Origin of the sequence: Leisingera sp. ANG-S5 (assembly GCF_000813925.1) — a bacterium.
In the GTDB taxonomy this organism is placed as follows: Bacteria; Pseudomonadota; Alphaproteobacteria; order Rhodobacterales; family Rhodobacteraceae; genus Leisingera.
This window is the reverse complement of record NZ_JWLH01000001.1, coordinates 515,474-530,879: the sequence shown is the minus strand read 5'-3', so window position 1 is coordinate 530,879 and position 15,406 is coordinate 515,474. Positions and strand designations below refer to the sequence as shown.

Genomic DNA, 15,406 nt, shown 5'->3' with positions numbered 1-15,406 from the left:
TCACACCTCAATCGTTTTCGGACGGCGCCGTTCAAACCACATGACGATCATCAGGCGGGTCACAAAGATCGCGGTAAACACCGAGGTCAGAATGCCCAAGCCCAGGGTAATCGCGAAGCCGCGCACCGGGCCGGAGCCCATGGCGAACAGGATCACCGCAGTGATGAAGGTGGTGATATTGGCGTCGAGAATGGCGCTGAGCGCCTTGGAGTAGCCTTCGTCGATGGCCTTGGCCGGGCCGCGGCCCGCCTTCAGCTCTTCCCGGATACGCTCAAAGATCAGCACATTGGCGTCCACCGCCATACCAACCGTCAGAACGATACCGGCAATGCCCGGCAGGGTCAGCGTGCCGCCAATCAGGCTCAGCATGCCGAAGATCAGCGCTATGTTCAGGATCAGCGCCACGTTGGCGAAAAGACCGAACAAGCCATAGCTGAGGCCCATGAACACCAGCACCGCGACAAAGGCCACGATGGTGGCAATCTTGCCCGCGTCGATGCTGTCCTGGCCCAATTCGGGGCCGATGGTCCGCTCTTCCAGGAAGTCCAGCCCGGCAGGCAGCGCGCCAGCGCGCAGCAGCACGGCAAGGTTGGTGCTTTCCTCAACGGTGAAGTTGCCGGTGATGATGCCGGAGCCGCCCGGGATGTGCGACTGGATCACCGGAGCGGAGACCACCTCGTCATCCAGCACGATGGCGAAGGGCGAGCCGATGTTTTCGGCCGTGTAGTCGCCGAACCGGCGTGCGCCGGAGGTGTTGAAGCGGAAGGTCACAGCCGGTCGGCCGTTCTGGTCGAACGACGGCTGCGCATCCACCAGGTCCTCGCCGGTGACAACCGCGGCGGCCTCGATGGTGTAATAGAATCCCTCTTCGTCCAGCGACGGCACAACCTTGTTGCCGATGCCCGGTGCTGCGTCCGCGTCGCTGCCGCGGCCCACTACCGGGTTGAAGGTCAGCTGTGCGGTGGTGCCGATGATCGCCTTCAGTTCAGAAGCGGAACCGATGCCCGGCACCTGGATCAGGATCCGGTCGGCCCCCTGGCGCTGGATGGTCGGCTCACGGGTGCCGACCTCGTCGATCCGGCGGCGCACGATTTCCAGCGACTGGCGCACGGTCCGGTCGTCAGAGGCCAGCTTTTCCGCCTCGCTCAGCTGCACCACAAGGATGTCGCCTTCGGCAGCAACCTCAATGTCAGTTGCTCCGGCGCCGGTCAGGCTGGTGACCGGGCTAGCCAGGCCGCGCACCACTTCCAGCGCGCGGGCCATGCCGTCCGGTTTGGAAATCTTCAGGCGAATCTGATCCACCGGGCCAGGCTGGCGCCGGAAGGTGCCGACAGTGGAGCGCTCGGGCCGCAGTGCATCGCGCACCTCCGGCCACAGCGCATCCATCCGCGCCTCATAGACATCCTCGACCTGCACTTCGGCCAGCAGATGCGCGCCGCCCCGCAGATCGAGGCCAAGGTTCACCAGACCCGACGGCAGGAAAGACGGCCACTGGCCTGCTGTTTCCAGCCGTTCCGGCGTTTCACCCTTGGCGATGATATCGGCGGCCGCGTCGTTGGCCTGTTCGACGCGGGTATAAAAACCGTTTGGCAGGGCAAGCATGATGCCAGCTGCACAAACCAGCCAGATCAGCACCCTCTTCCAGAGATCAATTTGCAGCATTGCCCTGCCTTTTCAGATGGTTGCGAAGGGTGCTTAAGCTGCCGGCTCGGTTTTGCTCAGAACCTGGGCAATGGTCGCCTTGACCACGCGCACCTTGACGCCATCCGCGATCTCGACCTCGATCTCGCCGTCTTCCTTGACCTTGGCCACCTTGCCGATCACACCGCCCTGTGTGACTACTTGGTCACCGCGGCGCAGGCCGTCCACCATCGCCTGATGCTGTTTCATCTTCTTCTGCTGCGGGCGGATCAGCAGGAAGTACATGATCGCGAAGATCAGGATAAGCGGGAGAAATTGGCCGATTGCGCCAGCGTCCATGGGATATTCCTTCTGTCAAAGCGGCATGGTTTTCATGCCGGAAATTTGCAGCGGAACCTATGCGCTGGACAGGGGGTTTGCAAGGGAACCCTGCAGTCCCAAAGGGGCGGATTTCAGGCCGTAGCCAGTTGCCAGGCAGCCAGCAGTGAAAGAAAGTGCAAACACGACCTGCAGGCGTGCGGAAACTGATTGCAAAACAGTGCGATTCGGCGCTTTGCTTTCCCTTGCGCAAGCCGCCAGGCGCGGGGCCTTTGCCCCCTCTTTCCGGTCCGGATGGCGGCCCGGCCATTCCTGAAAGAAGGAACAGGCGCATGATGATGGTGCGCTGCTATCTCGCCCCCTCGGCTATCGAAGGGCTGGGCGTTTTTTGCCACGACAACATCACCAAAGGCGACATTGTCTGGCGCTATGACAGAATGCTCGACACCACCTTCCCGGAGAGCAAGCTGGACAATGTTGAACCCCACATGAAGGAGTTTCTGGAGCGCTACAGCTTTCCGGATCCCTGCCGCCCAGGCTACATGATCCTGCAATGCGACGAAGGGCGGTTTCTGAACCACTCCATGTATCCGAACCTCGATTTTTCCGACGGGGCCTGGGGCCGGGCGTTGACCAGCATACCGGCAGGCACGGAGCTCACCTTTGACTATGCCGACTTCCTGACCGGCGAGATCCGCATGCAGCCACCGCGGCATCAGGTGCACATAATGTCAATGGCCGCGGAATGAACCAAAACAGGCCGGGCGCAACACCCGGCCTATTTCTTTTCACACTGTCAGGCGCTGAGGTGCCCGCCCCCTTCCCCTTTGTTCACCCTTGCGTCATAGGATGGGCCTACTGATTCAAACACCATTCAACGCTAGGAGAGACTCTCATGCATGACATCCGCGCTATCCGCGAAAACCCTGCCGCATTCGACGCCGCTGTGGCGCGGCGCGGGGATGCGGGCGTGTCATCCGAGATCCTGGCACTGGATGAGGCACGCCGGGCCAAGATCCTGGCGGCCGAAACCGCTCAGGCTGAGCAGAACAAGGCCTCCAAGGAAGTTGGCGCCGCCAAGGGCCGCGGCGATGAGGCCGAGTTTGAGCGCCTGCGCGCGCTGGTGGCCGAGAAGAAGGCTGAAGTGGCGGCAATGAATGCCGAGGCCAAGGAACTGGACCAGCAGCTGACCGACATGCTGATGTCGATCGACAATCTGCCGTTTGACGATGTTCCCGATGGCGAGGATGAGGACGACAACGTCGAAATCCGCCGCTGGGGTGAGCCGAAGACGCTCGATTTCGAAGCCAAGGAGCATTTCGAGATCCAAGGTGTGAAGCCCGGCATGGATTTCGAGACCGCAGCCAAGCTCTCGGGCAGCCGCTTTGTGGTGCTGTCCGGTGCGGTTGCCCGCATCCACCGGGCGCTGGCGCAGTTCATGATCAACACCCATGTGGACGAGAACGGCCTCACGGAAACCTGGACCCCGGTGCTGGTGCGCGAAGAGATGATGTATGGCACCGGCAACCTGCCCAAGTTCGGCGAGGACAGCTATAAAACCACCAACGGCTGGTGGCTGGTGCCAACAGCTGAGGTGACGCTGACCAATATCGTCAATGGCATGACGGTTGAGGAAGGCTACCTGCCGCGCCGCTATGTGGCGCACACCCAGTGCTTCCGCTCGGAGGCCGGCAGCGCGGGCAAGGACACCGCCGGCATGCTGCGCCAGCACCAGTTCGAAAAGGTCGAGATGGTCTCGGTTACCCATCCGGACAAAAGCCTGGACGAGCATGAGCGCATGACCCGCTGCGCGGAGGACATCCTGGAGCGTCTGGGCCTGCCCTACCGCACCATCGTGCTGTGCACCGGCGACATGGGCTTTGGCGCCCGCAAGACCCACGACATCGAGGTCTGGGTGCCCGGCCAGAAGACATACCGCGAGATTTCCTCGGTCTCGGTCTGCGGCGATTTCCAGGCCCGCCGGATGAACGCGCGGTTCAAGCCTGCTGACGGCGGCAAACCGCAGTTCGTGCACACGCTGAACGGCTCCGGCCTGGCGGTGGGCCGCTGCCTGATTGCGGTCCTGGAAAACGGCCAGCAGGCGGATGGCTCGGTTAAGCTGCCCGAGGTGCTTGCCCCTTATCTGGGCGGCAAACTGACCCTGACAGCAGAGGGTGAGCTGGTCTGATCCAGACCGCGTCCCGAAGACAGAAATCGGCGCCCTTGGCGCCGGTTTTCTTTTGAAGCAATGGCTTGAAGCTATTTCTTCGACTTCTTCTTTTTCTTCTCTGTGACGTTGCCTTCCAGAATGGCCTTGGCCTTGGCCTTTTCCTTCTCGATGGCCTTTTTTGCCTTGGCCTTCACTTTCTTGGCCTTCTTCTTGGCCTTTTCCTTGGCCTCGGCAAATTCCTCCATCAATTGCGCAGCTTGACGTTTGGCCTTCTTTGCCTTGGCCTGAGCCTTGGCGGCCTTCTCCTCAGCCGCCTGAAGCGCAGATTCCGCGGCGGCCAGCCGGGTGCTCAGATCCGCGCCGTCCACCTCTGCGGCCCCATTGTGCGCCCGGGCGGCATCCTGCAGTAGGCCCGCCCGGCTGGCGCCAATCCCGGGAATGCTGCGCAGCTGCTGCTCCTCCATCCCGGCCAGCGCCTCGACGGACTTAATCCCGTTTTCCTGAAGGATCCGTTCCAGTGCCGGACCCACACCTTTTAGTTCTGAAATCGACGTCATGCCGCTGTCAGCCTCCCCCTCTAATTCACTAGGCTCCCCGGCAACCTTCGCAGGAAATGCTCACTCAGGAAAGGGCACCAGGCATTTCTTCTCTTCATCCCAAAGCTTTAGCGTCAGCGCCCGGACCGCTTCCGGGAACTTGATCCGGCGCAGCCCCAGTTCAGGCGGCAGGCTGTAATGGCACTGGCGCAGCCGGTAGGAGGGGATCCGGGCGTTGTAGTGGTGGATGTCATGCAGGGTGATATTTGCCACTGCCATGTCGAAGAACCAGCCGAAATCCAGGCAAGACGATCCCTGCAACGCCGCCACCTGCGGGTTCAGGTCCGGGCGGCGGTCCCAGTAGGTGTCCTCGAAATTATGCTGCAGATAGACCAGAAACACGCCGATCATGCCGCCGAGGAAAGAGAACGCCAGCCAGATCAGAATGCCGGTCACCCCTGCAACCCAATAGAGCAGTCCCAGCATGGCTACGATCACCAGATTGTGCAGGATCACCCCGGCAGCGCCGAACCGCGCCGTGTTCTTGGGCCAGCGGTAGCGGATGAAATAAGTGAAGGCCGAACCCAGCGGCACCAGCACAAACGGATTGCGGTAGAGCCGGTAGCCCAGCCGCTCCCAGAAACCGGCCGCTTTCCATTCCCGCAGAGTCATGGTGTGGATCTCTCCGGTCTCGCGGTGCTCTAGATTGCCGATATTGGAATGATGCAGGTTGTGGTTCTGCTTCATCACCTCAAAGGGCGCAAAGGTGAAGGGCGACAGCACATGGCCCGCGATCTCGTTCTGCAGGCGGGTCTCGAACAGCGAATGGTGGCCGGTGTCATGCTGCAGCACGTAGAGGCGTACCGCAGCAAAGGAAAAGACCACCCCTGCGGGCAGCATCACATACCAGCGGTCGGCATGGGTGATGGCCAGATAGAGCGACAGGAAATAGAACGCAAATGTCCCGAAATAGCTGAGCGATGCCAGCCGGTTATCCTTTTCTGTGAACTTGCGCGTGTGTGCCCTCAGATCCATGAATTCTTCCATAAATGCGCGATGTGACAGGCATGCGAAATGGGCGCAGCCCGCCCAAGATAAACCTCAGATAATTCCAGCTTTGCCAAAGGCAAGTCGGCTGAGGCAAAGCGCCTCAACCCAAGGGATATCACCGCGCCACTCTGGATGGAATAGCCGGGTGCTGGCCAAGTCAGTACGGCGGATGCCTGCCGAAGGTACAACAGACCTCCGTTGCAGAACGCGAAAACGCCGCCCCGTGGGGCGGCGCCGGGCCAAACGGGCCAAGGTATTCTTTGAATGCCGCGAAGCCGGGCGGGAGCGCTCGCCGCCGGAGATCAGCTGCCGCGTTTCTTCAGGTGCTTTTCCAGCGCGCCTGCGTTCTTTGCCCGCTTGCCTCTATAGGGGTTCTTGTCGCCCTGCCCGCGCATATACAGGCGGATCGGGGTGCCGGGCATGTCGAAATCCTCGCGCAACCCGTTCACCAGATAGCGGGTATAGCTTTCCGGTAGCTTGTCAGGGTGCGAGCACATCACCACGAACCCCGGCGGGCGGCTCTTGGCCTGGGTCATGTAGCGCAGCTTGATCCGCTTGCCCTGCGGCGCGGGCGGCGGGTGCTGCTCCAGCATGCCGACCAGCCAGCGGTTCAGCGCTGCGGTCGGCACCCGCCGGTTCCAGGTGCCATAGGCCCGCATGATCGCCTCATGCAGCCGGTCCAGCCCCTTGCCGGTCTTGGCCGAAACGGTGACCAGCGGCGCGCCGCGCAGTTGCGGCAGCAACCGCCCGAAGGCTTCCTTGAGGTCGCGCAGCTTTTCTTGCTTGTGCTCTTCGGCGTCCCATTTGTTGACCGCAACCACAACCGCACGCCCCTCGCGCTCGGCCAGGTCAGCAATCCGCAGGTCCTGCTGCTCAAACGGGATGCTGGCGTCCAGCAGCACCACCACAACCTCGGCAAATTTCACCGCGCGCAGGCCGTCGGAGACCGAAAGCTTCTCCAGCTTCTCCTGCACCTTTGCCTTTTTGCGCATGCCGGCGGTGTCAAACACCCGCATAGGCGTGTCTTTCCAGTTGATCTTGAGCGAGATCGCATCGCGGGTGATCCCGGCCTCGGGCCCTGTCAGCAGCCGGTCCTCGCCCAGGATCTTGTTGATCAGTGTCGACTTGCCCGCATTGGGACGGCCCACCACGGCAACCTGCAGGGGCTTGGCGTCGGTCGGAACCGGGATGACCTCTTCTTCGTCCTCGCCGATCTCTTCATAAAGTTCGACATCGGTGACCGGGGCATGCTCTTCGGCCTGGGCCTCGAACTTCTCGGCCAGCGGCTGCAGGATGCCGTAAAGGTCCGGCATCCCTTCGCCATGCTCGCCCGACAGCCGCAGCGGCTCACCTAGGCCTAGGCCGTAGGCTTCCAGCACACCGGCCTCGGCGGCATTGCCCTCAGCCTTGTTGGCGGCGAGGATCACATGCGCGGACCTTCGGCGCAGGATATCGGCAAAGATCTCGTCGGTCGGGGTAACGCCGGTGCGGGCGTCGATCATGAACAGGCAGATGTCGGCCATGTCCACCGCCCGCTCGGTCAGCCGGCGCATTCGGCCTTCCAGCGAGTTGTCGGTGGCGTCTTCCAGACCCGCAGTGTCAATCACCGTGAAGCGCAGGTCGCCCAGCCGTGCCGCGCCTTCGCGCAGGTCACGCGTCACGCCCGGCTGGTCGTCGACCAAGGCCAGCTTCTTGCCCACAAGGCGGTTGAACAGGGTGGACTTGCCCACATTGGGACGGCCCACGATGGCGAGGGTAAAGGACATCAGACCAGCTTTCTGCGATTCAGACGCGGCTCATAGCGCATCCGCGCGGCTTGTGCCACCCGGAAACACTGTCAGCGGTATGCCAGCAAATCGCCCTTGGTGGAAACTACATACAGCGTGCGCCCGGCGACAACCGGTGCCGTGGTGGCGCCGCCAGGCACTTCCGCGGTGCGAGACAAGCTGCCGTCGACGGGGTTGAAGAAACGAAGCAACCCGTCGTTGGAGGCAAGAACCACCTGACCGCCCGCCACAACGGGGCCGTGATGCACATGGATCTGGCCCCGCTTGCGCGGCTTGTCTTTCAGGTATCCGGGCAGGTCCACGGCCCAGATCACTTCGCCGCTGCTTGCATCCAGCCGCAGCAGCTGGTTCAGGTCGCTGACCTGGAACAGGCTACCGCCCGCAGGCCAGGCGGTGCCGGATGCGCCTTCACGCGCAGTCCAAAGACGGTCGCCGGTTTCGAGATCGATGGCCACGGTCCGGCCGGAGTTGTTACCGGCATAAAGACGGTTGCCGGACACCACCGGCGCGCCGGTCACATCGCTGATCCGCGACAAGGTCTGGCCGGTGCGCTTGCCCGCAACGGAGGCGCTCCAGCGGCGCAGACCACCGCGGCGGAAGGTTGCAATCAGATCGCCGGAGCCGAAGGCAAATACTGCAAGGTCATTTGTTACAACCGGCGCCGGGGCGCCCAGGACATTTGCCGGAGACGGCGCAGCATCAATTTGCCAGGCGATGCGGCCGTCCTTGGTGTTCACAGCCCAGCCGGTGTCGTCGCCTGCCACCAGATAGACCAGCCCGCCGCTGACCCGCGGCTGGCCGGACCCTGTGGCATCCAATTCCTGCCGCCAGATCAGGTTGCCGTCCGCTGCGTTCAGTGCGGTCAGCACACCAAAGCCGGAGGACACATACAGCACGCCATCAGCAAAGGCCAAACCGCCGCCTGTGGCCTGACCCTCGTCATCGGCGGCCGGAATCAGTTCGCTTTGCCAAAGGAGCTGGCCTTGCGGAGATACCGCAGAGACCCGCGCGGCGCTGTCCAGGGTGTAGATACGGCCGCCGCCCACAACCGGGGTTGCGGTGATGCGCTGGCGGCGGCTGTCGCCGGAGCCGATCGAGGCGGACCAGATGCGCTGCGGCGCGGCAGCAAGTGCCGGATGCGCGGTGCGCCCGGCCTCAGCGCCGTGGCCCTGTTCCCAGCTGGCATTGGCCGCCTGCTGCGGAAGGGAAATGGCGCGGGACTGATTGATGATCTCTACTGCGGCATCGGGGCGGATGTCCTCGCGCTCGCCGCGCAGGATAACCTCTTCCTCCGAGCAGGCCGCCAGAAGAGCCGCAACAGCGGTTGTGCAAAGAAGAACCCGTGCCCGGGAGATTGATTTGATTATTGCCATTGCCCTGCCCTGTCTGCCGTTCTTGTTCCGCAAGTTCCGATCCGCGGAGCGCCTTACCCCTCAGGCGCGGCGTCCCCGTTGACCGAGCCGCCAAGCGCCACAATCACCTGAGACGCGCGGTCTTTCAAGTCTGCAGTGACAGTCGCATCCACAACAATTTCCCGCAGGCGGCTGATGGCAGCCTCTGTATTGCCTTCCTCCACATCCAGCAGAGCCAGCTGTTCTGCCGCCAGCAATGCCAGCGGCGCGCCGGGCTGGGCCAGCGCCTCGTATTGCACACGGCGGTCCGCGGCGCTCAACGTTCCGGCCTGCAGCGCCAGCGCCTTGAAGCTGGCGACGTGCCGGTAGATCAGCGGCAGATCGCCATCCACGGCCACCGCCTCAAGCTGCGCCACTGCTTCGGCAGTCTTGCCGGCCTCTGACAGCGCCGCAGCTTCAAGCATGTTCAGAATGGCTGCACCGCCGGCGCTCTCTGCCGGCACGGCAGCCAATGCCTCTGCCTGTTTTTCACTGCCGTCGATTTTCAGCGCCGCGGTAATATCGTCCCCCAGCGTTTCAGCTGCTGCCTGTTCCTTGGCCTTGTTGTATTCGCGGAACGCGGCACCGCCGACGATCAGCACCACGGCTGCGCCGCCGATCCAGCCATAGCGTTTCAGCATCAGGAAAAGCCGGTCACGGCGGACCTCTTCTGTCACTTCGTCGATAAAGCTGTCGGTGTCGCTCATGAAAAGCCCCTGATATGCGCGGCCCGGGCTGGCGCCCGCACCTGTATTGAATGCGTTGCGCCCCTCTTACCCCGGCTCAAAGGCCAAGCCAAGTGGCCCGTTTGCACCAGAAACTTCGGCAAATGGGCCAGAAAAGCAAGAAATGTGAACTAAACCACTTAGTTTAGAATGGACATCTCCTATATCAGCCCTATCACATACGCGCGACTCCCCTGTGAACCGGCCCTGCCGTCCGACGGACATAGGTAAGGTGCACGTGGAAGAAGACAGAGAATAGGAAAGGCCCGACATGCGCATTGTACCGATACTGACTGCAGTGGCGGTATCCGCCAGCCTCTATCTGGTGGTTTTCGAGCGTGACGATCTGATGGCCTTTGCCCGCGGGGAAGACGCAAATGAGGCGGCCGGGGCCGAAACTGCCGCCGAAGGCCAGAAGCTGACGGAGGCGGAAGATTCGCGCGTCGGCGTTGTCGCCATCCAAAGCAAAGCACGGACCATTGGCAACGCAGTGATCCTGCGCGGCCAGACCCAGGCTATCCGCCAGGTGGAAGTTCGGGCCGAAACCACCTCCACCGTGATTTCTGAGCCGCTGCGCAAGGGCGCCCATGTCAAGAAGGGCGATCTGTTGTGCGAGCTGGATCCCGGCACACGGCCCGCATCGCTGCTGCAGGCGCAGGCGCAGCTAAAGGAAGCCAAGATTAACCTGACCGCCGCCGCCAAACTGTCAGAGGGCGGCTATGCCTCTGAAACCCGTCTGGCCTCAGCTGAGGCTGCGGAGCGGTCCGCGCAGGCCGCAGTGGCCGCGGCAGAGCGGGAAATCGGTCACCTGACCATCACCGCGCCCTTTGACGGCCTGCTCGAAAGCGACACCGCGGAACTGGGCAGCCTGCTGCAACCCGGCAGCCTGTGCAGCACGGTGATCCAGCTCGATACCATCAAACTGGTTGGCTATGTGCCGGAAGCGGAAGTCAACAAAGTGGAACTGGGCGCCATTGCGGGCGCGGAACTCTCCACCGGCCAGCAGGTCCAGGGCGAGGTCACCTTCCTCAGCCGCTCTGCCGATCCGACCACCCGCACCTTTGAGGTCGAGATTACGGTGCCGAACCCGGACTTGAGCATCCGTGACGGCCAGACCGCAGATATCGCAATTTCCTCAGCCGGCTCGCTGGCGCACAAGCTGCCGCAATCGGCACTGACGCTGAACAACGAAGGCCAGCTGGGTGTGCGCGTTGTCGGACCCGACAGCACCGTGGTATTCTACCCCGTGCAGCTTCTGCGGGATGAGGCGGATGGCGTCTGGCTTGGCGGCCTGCCTGAGAACGCGGATGTGATCGTTGTGGGACAGGATTTCGTAACCGAAGGCGTCGCAGTGGCGGCCACCTACCGGGAGACTGAACAGTGATTGGCATCGTCGATTGGGCCGCCGGCCGCGCCCGGATGGTCCTAGCGTTCATCGCAATCTCTCTGCTTGTCGGCGGATTTGCCTATTCGATGCTGCCCAAGGAGGGCGAGCCGGACATCGAAATTCCGGCACTGTTCATCTCCGTCCCCTTCCCCGGCATCTCTGCCGAGGACGCCGAATCCCTGATGGTCAAGGTGATGGAGACCGAGCTTGCCGACCTTGACGGGCTCGACAAGATGACCTCCACCGCGGCCGAGGGCTATGCCGGGGTGGCGCTGGAGTTCGAATTCGGCTGGGACAAGACCGCCATCATGGCCGACGTCCGCGACGCAATGGACAAGGCCGAGGCGGAATTCCCGGAAGGCGCCGAGAAATACTCGATCACAGAGATCAACTTCTCCGAATTCCCGATTGTCATCGTGAACCTGACCGGCGCGGTGCCGGAACGCACGATGGCGCGTATCGCCAAAGACTTGCAGGACGACCTTGAGGCACTGGATGCGGTGCTGGAGGCCGGGATCGCCGGCAACCGCGACGAGATGGTCGAGGTACTGATCGACCCGCTGCGGCTGGAAGCCTATAACGTCACCGCGCTGGAGCTGATCAATGTTGTGCAAAACAACAACCAGCTGATTGCGGCCGGTGAGGTCGAAACCAGCCAGGGCGCGTTCTCAGTCAAAATCCCCTCTTCCTTTGACGATGTGAAGGACATCTATCAGCTGCCGGTCAAGACCAACGGCGACCGGGTGGTCAAGCTGGGCGAGCTGGCGCAGATCAACTTCACCTTCGAGGACCGCGAAGGCACCGCCCGCTTCAACGGCGAGGACACGGTTGCCCTCCAGGTGGTTAAGCGCAAGGGCTACAACCTGATCGACACCGTGAACCTGGTGAAGGAAACCATTGAGGTCTCCAAATCCAAATGGCCGCCGGAACTGCAGGCCGCAGTTGAGGTCGGCACCTCCAACGACCAGAGCCGCGTGGTCGGCTCCATGGTCAGCCAGCTGGAAGGCTCGGTGCTGACCGCCATCGCGCTTGTGATGATCGTGGTGCTGTCGGCGCTTGGCAGCCGGGCCGCGCTGCTCGTTGGTTTTGCGATCCCGACATCCTTCCTCTTGTGCTTTGCGCTGCTGGCGCTGATGGGCATCTCTATCTCCAATATCGTGATGTTCGGCCTGATCCTCGCCGTGGGGATGCTGGTTGATGGCGCCATCGTGGTGGTGGAATACGCCGACAAGCGGATCAAGGAAGGCACCGGCCCGATGCACGCCTATGTCGAGGCGGCACAGCGGATGTTCTGGCCGATCGTGTCCTCCACCGCGACCACGCTTTGCGCCTTCCTGCCGATGCTGTTCTGGCCTGGCGTGCCGGGGGAGTTCATGGGCATGCTTCCGGTTACCCTGATCTTCGTTCTGTCTGCCTCGCTGGTGGTGGCACTGATCTACCTGCCCGTCATGGGCGGCGTCACCGGCCGCATCAGCCGCACGTTTGAGGGCGCTTCGCGCGCGCTGCGGATGGTTGCGCCCTGGTGGCTGCGTGCGGTGCTGGTGCCGGTCGCCATGTGGGGCATGTTTGCGGGCGCCATGCAGATGCTGAACCCCTCCTACCTGCTGGGTGAGGACACCGGACCGATGGCCGGCGTCCTGTTCGGCGGGCTGGTTTTCACCCTTGCATCTTTTGCGGCCTCGATCACGCTTAGCTCAGTCAAGGTAGAGCGCGAGGAGCAGGAAGTTGCCCCTGGCTACCATCACACCCCCTTCGGCCATGTGATCAAATTCATAGCGGGCAACCCGGTGATGCCGGTGGTGACCATCGCCGCCGTGGGCTTTGCCATCATGACCGTCTTCTCAACCTTCAGCGAGAACAATTACGGCGTTGAATTCTTCGTTGACTCGGAACCGGAACAGGCCACCGCCTATATCCGCGCCCGCGGCAACATCTCTCTGCATGAAAAGGACGAGATGGTGCGCGCGGCCGAGGAGGTCATTCTGGACCACCACGCAGTGATCAACGTGTTCTCCTTTGCTGGCGACGGCGGCCTCAACACCGACAGTTCCGGCGCCCAGCTGCCGCCGGACACGATCGGCCAGGTTCAGTTTGAGATCATCCCCTGGGAGGAACGCCCCACCGAGAGCGAGCCGCTGGACGGCTGGTTCGGCGGACTGCTGAGCAAATACCTGGGCTTTGAGAAAAAGGTGATCGCCGAGGAATACGACGGCAACACCGTGATCGACGAGCTGAATGCCATTCTCGGCAAACTGCCCGGCTTTGAGGTGGAAGTCCGCGCACTAGCGCAGGGCCCCGCCTCCGGCAAGCCGGTGCATCTGCGCCTGCGCGGCGATGGCTGGGAAGACCTGACCGCAGCAGCGTTGACCGCACGGGAGCAGTTCGAGAACACCCCCGGCCTGATCCTGATCGAGGACAGCCTGCCCCTGCCCGGCATCGACTGGCAGATCGACGTGGACGTCGAGAAGGCCGGCCGCTACGGCGCCGATGTGGCGACCGTGGGCGCGATGGTGCAGCTGGTCACCCGCGGCATCCTGCTGGATACCATGCGGGTCGACAGCTCCGACGAGGAGATCGAGATCCGCGTCCGTCTGCCGGAACAGGACCGGGTGCTGTCAACGCTCGACAACCTCAAGGTCCGCACCTCGGACGGGCTGGTGCCGCTGTCGAACTTCGTGACCCGCCAACCTGTGCCGAAGCTCGCCCAGATCAACCGCATCGGCCAGGAACGGTTCTATGACGTCAAGGCAGACGTGGAACCGGGACTGAACAAGGTGGTAATCGAGGATGCGGGCAGCGGTGAACTGACTCGCCTGGCAGTCCTGAAGGAACTGCCGGAAGGTGCCGCCGCAACTGGTGAAACGTTGATTGCGCCCAATGGCAAGACCATGCAGCTGCTGCAGCTGACGGGTGCTGAGAGCTTTGACGCGGTGCTGGCTGCGCTGGACGACGGCGCCAAGATCAGCCCGGTGAACCCGAACGAGCGGATCGCCATCCTCACCGAATGGCTGGAAAGTGACCCGCTGCCGCGCAGCATCGGCTGGGAGTGGACCGGCGACCAGGAGGAGCAGGAGGAATCCGGTGCCTTCCTGTCCAAGGCCTTTGCCGGCGCGCTGGCGCTGATGTTCGTGATCCTGCTGGCCCAGTTCAACAGCTTCTACAACTCGGTGCTGGTGCTGCTGGCCGTCGTGCTGTCCACCACCGGCGTGCTGATCGGCATGATGGTGATGCAGCAGCCGTTCTCGATCATCATGACCGGCACCGGCATCGTCGCTTTGGCGGGCATCGTGGTGAACAACAACATCGTGCTGATCGACACTTATCAGGAGTTCAGCCAGCAGATGCCGCGGATCGAGGCGATCATCCGCACCGCCGAGGCGCGCATCCGTCCGGTTCTCTTGACCACCATCACCACGATGGCCGGCCTTACCCCGATGATGTTCGGCGTCAGCCTGGACTTCATCAACGGCGGCTACTCCATCGACAGCCCCACCGCCCTGTGGTGGAAGCAGCTGGCAACCGCCGTGGTCTTTGGCCTGGGCATCGCCACCGTGCTGACCCTGGTGGTCACGCCGTCACTGCTGTCGATCCGGGTGTGGTTCTCCACCTATATGCATGCGCTTGGCCGGATGCTGTCGCGGATCACCCGCGGCCGCTCCAGCCGCATCGCGCAGGACTCCAAGCTGTTCAAGAAGGCGCGTCAGCTGCCGACCACCGAGATCCAATGGGTGGAAGATGCAGCGCCTGAGACAAGCGAAGGCCAAGCGGATACCGAAGAGGACGAACCGCAGCCGCCTGCCCCGCGCGGCCGCCTGCGCGCAGCGGAATAACAAGACAAACAAAAAGCCCCGCTCCGGCGGGGCTTTTCAATTCTGCGTGCCGCCGTTTCAGACGCTCCGCAAGGATCAGTCGGTAAAGGTGTACTCACCCAGATCACACAGATCGAGGCCATAATCCTCTGCCTCGGAGCCATCAGCGAAACTGCCGCGGATGTCGTAGACGCAGGTGGTTGCGCCATCGGCAATCAGCACGCCGATCTCATAGCCCGGCGCCAGATAGCCGCCTTCCATCAGGTTGCCTTCCCAATCGTCGGAAGACGCGGGCGACACATTGAACTCCACCAGATCAGCACTGCTGTCGTTTACCAGCAGGAACTCAAGGTCTTCAGCATGGGCGGGCGCCTGAAAGGCAAGCAGGGCAGCCGCGGAGGCTGCGGTCAGAAAGGTCTTCATCTACATGTCCTTGTATGCGGGCAGGCAGTCGTTGGTGCTGCCTCAGCCCGAAGTGCGCGAACATTAAGCCAGCAGTAACATCGGTCAACGGGAAATGAGTCACAACGCTCCCCTTCGGGGCCTCAGTTGCGGGCGTTTCAGTCAACTGCTTTGCAGGGTTCATTGCAAA

The 15,406-nt window shown here is 62.5% G+C and carries 12 protein-coding genes; 4 read left to right on the top strand and 8 right to left on the bottom strand.

The features are described from left to right. The gene (gene secD, locus RA25_RS02625) at positions 1-1,662 is read right to left on the bottom strand and encodes a protein translocase subunit SecD (RefSeq protein WP_039169903.1); all 1,662 of its coding nucleotides are present in this window, start codon (positions 1,660-1,662) and stop codon (positions 1-3) included. Positions 1,663-1,695: 33 nt separating this feature from the next. Next, positions 1,696-1,980 carry a preprotein translocase subunit YajC gene (gene yajC, locus RA25_RS02620; RefSeq protein ID WP_019295449.1) on the bottom strand — a complete coding sequence of 95 codons (285 nt, stop codon included), beginning with the start codon at positions 1,978-1,980 and terminating at the stop codon, positions 1,696-1,698. A 311-nt stretch (positions 1,981-2,291) separates the two neighbouring features. Between yajC and RA25_RS02615 the strand changes: the two genes are divergently transcribed. Both RA25_RS02615 and serS read left to right on the top strand, forming a co-directional pair. Then, positions 2,292-2,708 (top strand): SET domain-containing protein, encoded by a 417-nt coding sequence (locus RA25_RS02615; RefSeq protein WP_039169900.1) that lies wholly within the window; start codon positions 2,292-2,294, stop codon positions 2,706-2,708. A gap of 146 nt (positions 2,709-2,854) precedes the next feature. Beyond that, positions 2,855-4,147: a serine--tRNA ligase gene (gene serS, locus RA25_RS02610; protein ID WP_039146358.1), complete on the top strand. Its 1,293-nt coding sequence runs from the start codon at positions 2,855-2,857 to the stop codon at positions 4,145-4,147. Between the two features lie 71 nt (positions 4,148-4,218). Here the strand turns inward: serS and RA25_RS02605 are convergent, their stop codons facing one another. From RA25_RS02605 to RA25_RS02585, 5 genes are all read right to left on the bottom strand, one after another. Further along, the gene (locus RA25_RS02605) at positions 4,219-4,686 is read right to left on the bottom strand and encodes a helix-hairpin-helix domain-containing protein (protein WP_039169897.1); all 468 of its coding nucleotides are present in this window, start codon (positions 4,684-4,686) and stop codon (positions 4,219-4,221) included. Between the two features lie 60 nt (positions 4,687-4,746). Further along, positions 4,747-5,700, bottom strand: coding sequence for a fatty acid desaturase (locus tag RA25_RS02600; RefSeq protein WP_039169895.1), 954 nt, complete (start codon positions 5,698-5,700; stop codon positions 4,747-4,749). Between the two features lie 317 nt (positions 5,701-6,017). Next, complete coding sequence (gene der / locus RA25_RS02595) at positions 6,018-7,481, bottom strand: ribosome biogenesis GTPase Der (protein ID WP_019295444.1); 1,464 nt, start codon at positions 7,479-7,481, stop codon at positions 6,018-6,020. A gap of 71 nt (positions 7,482-7,552) precedes the next feature. Further along, entirely contained in the window at positions 7,553-8,875 is a 1,323-nt protein-coding gene (locus RA25_RS02590) for a PQQ-like beta-propeller repeat protein (RefSeq protein WP_039169893.1), read from the bottom strand. 53 nt (positions 8,876-8,928) lie between these two features. Beyond that, positions 8,929-9,600 carry a hypothetical protein gene (locus RA25_RS02585; protein WP_039169890.1) on the bottom strand — a complete coding sequence of 224 codons (672 nt, stop codon included), beginning with the start codon at positions 9,598-9,600 and terminating at the stop codon, positions 8,929-8,931. Between the two features lie 289 nt (positions 9,601-9,889). Here RA25_RS02585 and RA25_RS02580 point away from each other — a divergent pair, with 289 nt between their 5' ends. Next, the gene (locus RA25_RS02580) at positions 9,890-11,002 is read left to right on the top strand and encodes an efflux RND transporter periplasmic adaptor subunit (RefSeq protein ID WP_039169888.1); all 1,113 of its coding nucleotides are present in this window, start codon (positions 9,890-9,892) and stop codon (positions 11,000-11,002) included. Continuing rightward, on the top strand, positions 10,999-14,835 hold the full coding sequence (locus RA25_RS02575) for an efflux RND transporter permease subunit (RefSeq protein WP_019295440.1): 3,837 nt from the start codon (positions 10,999-11,001) through the stop codon (positions 14,833-14,835). Before RA25_RS02580 ends, RA25_RS02575 begins: the two co-directional genes overlap by 4 nt. 75 nt (positions 14,836-14,910) lie before the next feature. On the opposite strand, the gene RA25_RS02570 is transcribed toward RA25_RS02575, so the two are convergent. Continuing rightward, complete coding sequence (locus tag RA25_RS02570) at positions 14,911-15,237, bottom strand: hypothetical protein (RefSeq protein WP_019295439.1); 327 nt, start codon at positions 15,235-15,237, stop codon at positions 14,911-14,913. Positions 15,238-15,406: the final 169 nt, after the last annotated feature.

Excerpts from the sequence above, each read along its gene's own strand:
- secD (WP_039169903.1), bottom strand. The coding sequence starts at position 1,662 with ATGCTGCAAATTGATCTCTGGAAGAGGGTGCTGATCTGGCTGGTTTGT.
- RA25_RS02590 (WP_039169893.1), bottom strand. The coding sequence starts at position 8,875 with ATGGCAATAATCAAATCAATCTCCCGGGCACGGGTTCTTCTTTGCACA.
- RA25_RS02580 (WP_039169888.1), top strand. The coding sequence starts at position 9,890 with ATGCGCATTGTACCGATACTGACTGCAGTGGCGGTATCCGCCAGCCTC.
- RA25_RS02615 (WP_039169900.1), top strand. The coding sequence starts at position 2,292 with ATGATGATGGTGCGCTGCTATCTCGCCCCCTCGGCTATCGAAGGGCTG.
- RA25_RS02570 (WP_019295439.1), bottom strand. The coding sequence starts at position 15,237 with ATGAAGACCTTTCTGACCGCAGCCTCCGCGGCTGCCCTGCTTGCCTTT.
- serS (WP_039146358.1), top strand. The coding sequence starts at position 2,855 with ATGCATGACATCCGCGCTATCCGCGAAAACCCTGCCGCATTCGACGCC.
- RA25_RS02585 (WP_039169890.1), bottom strand. The coding sequence starts at position 9,600 with ATGAGCGACACCGACAGCTTTATCGACGAAGTGACAGAAGAGGTCCGC.
- RA25_RS02600 (WP_039169895.1), bottom strand. The coding sequence starts at position 5,700 with ATGGATCTGAGGGCACACACGCGCAAGTTCACAGAAAAGGATAACCGG.
- yajC (WP_019295449.1), bottom strand. The coding sequence starts at position 1,980 with ATGGACGCTGGCGCAATCGGCCAATTTCTCCCGCTTATCCTGATCTTC.
- RA25_RS02605 (WP_039169897.1), bottom strand. The coding sequence starts at position 4,686 with ATGACGTCGATTTCAGAACTAAAAGGTGTGGGTCCGGCACTGGAACGG.
- der (WP_019295444.1), bottom strand. The coding sequence starts at position 7,481 with ATGTCCTTTACCCTCGCCATCGTGGGCCGTCCCAATGTGGGCAAGTCC.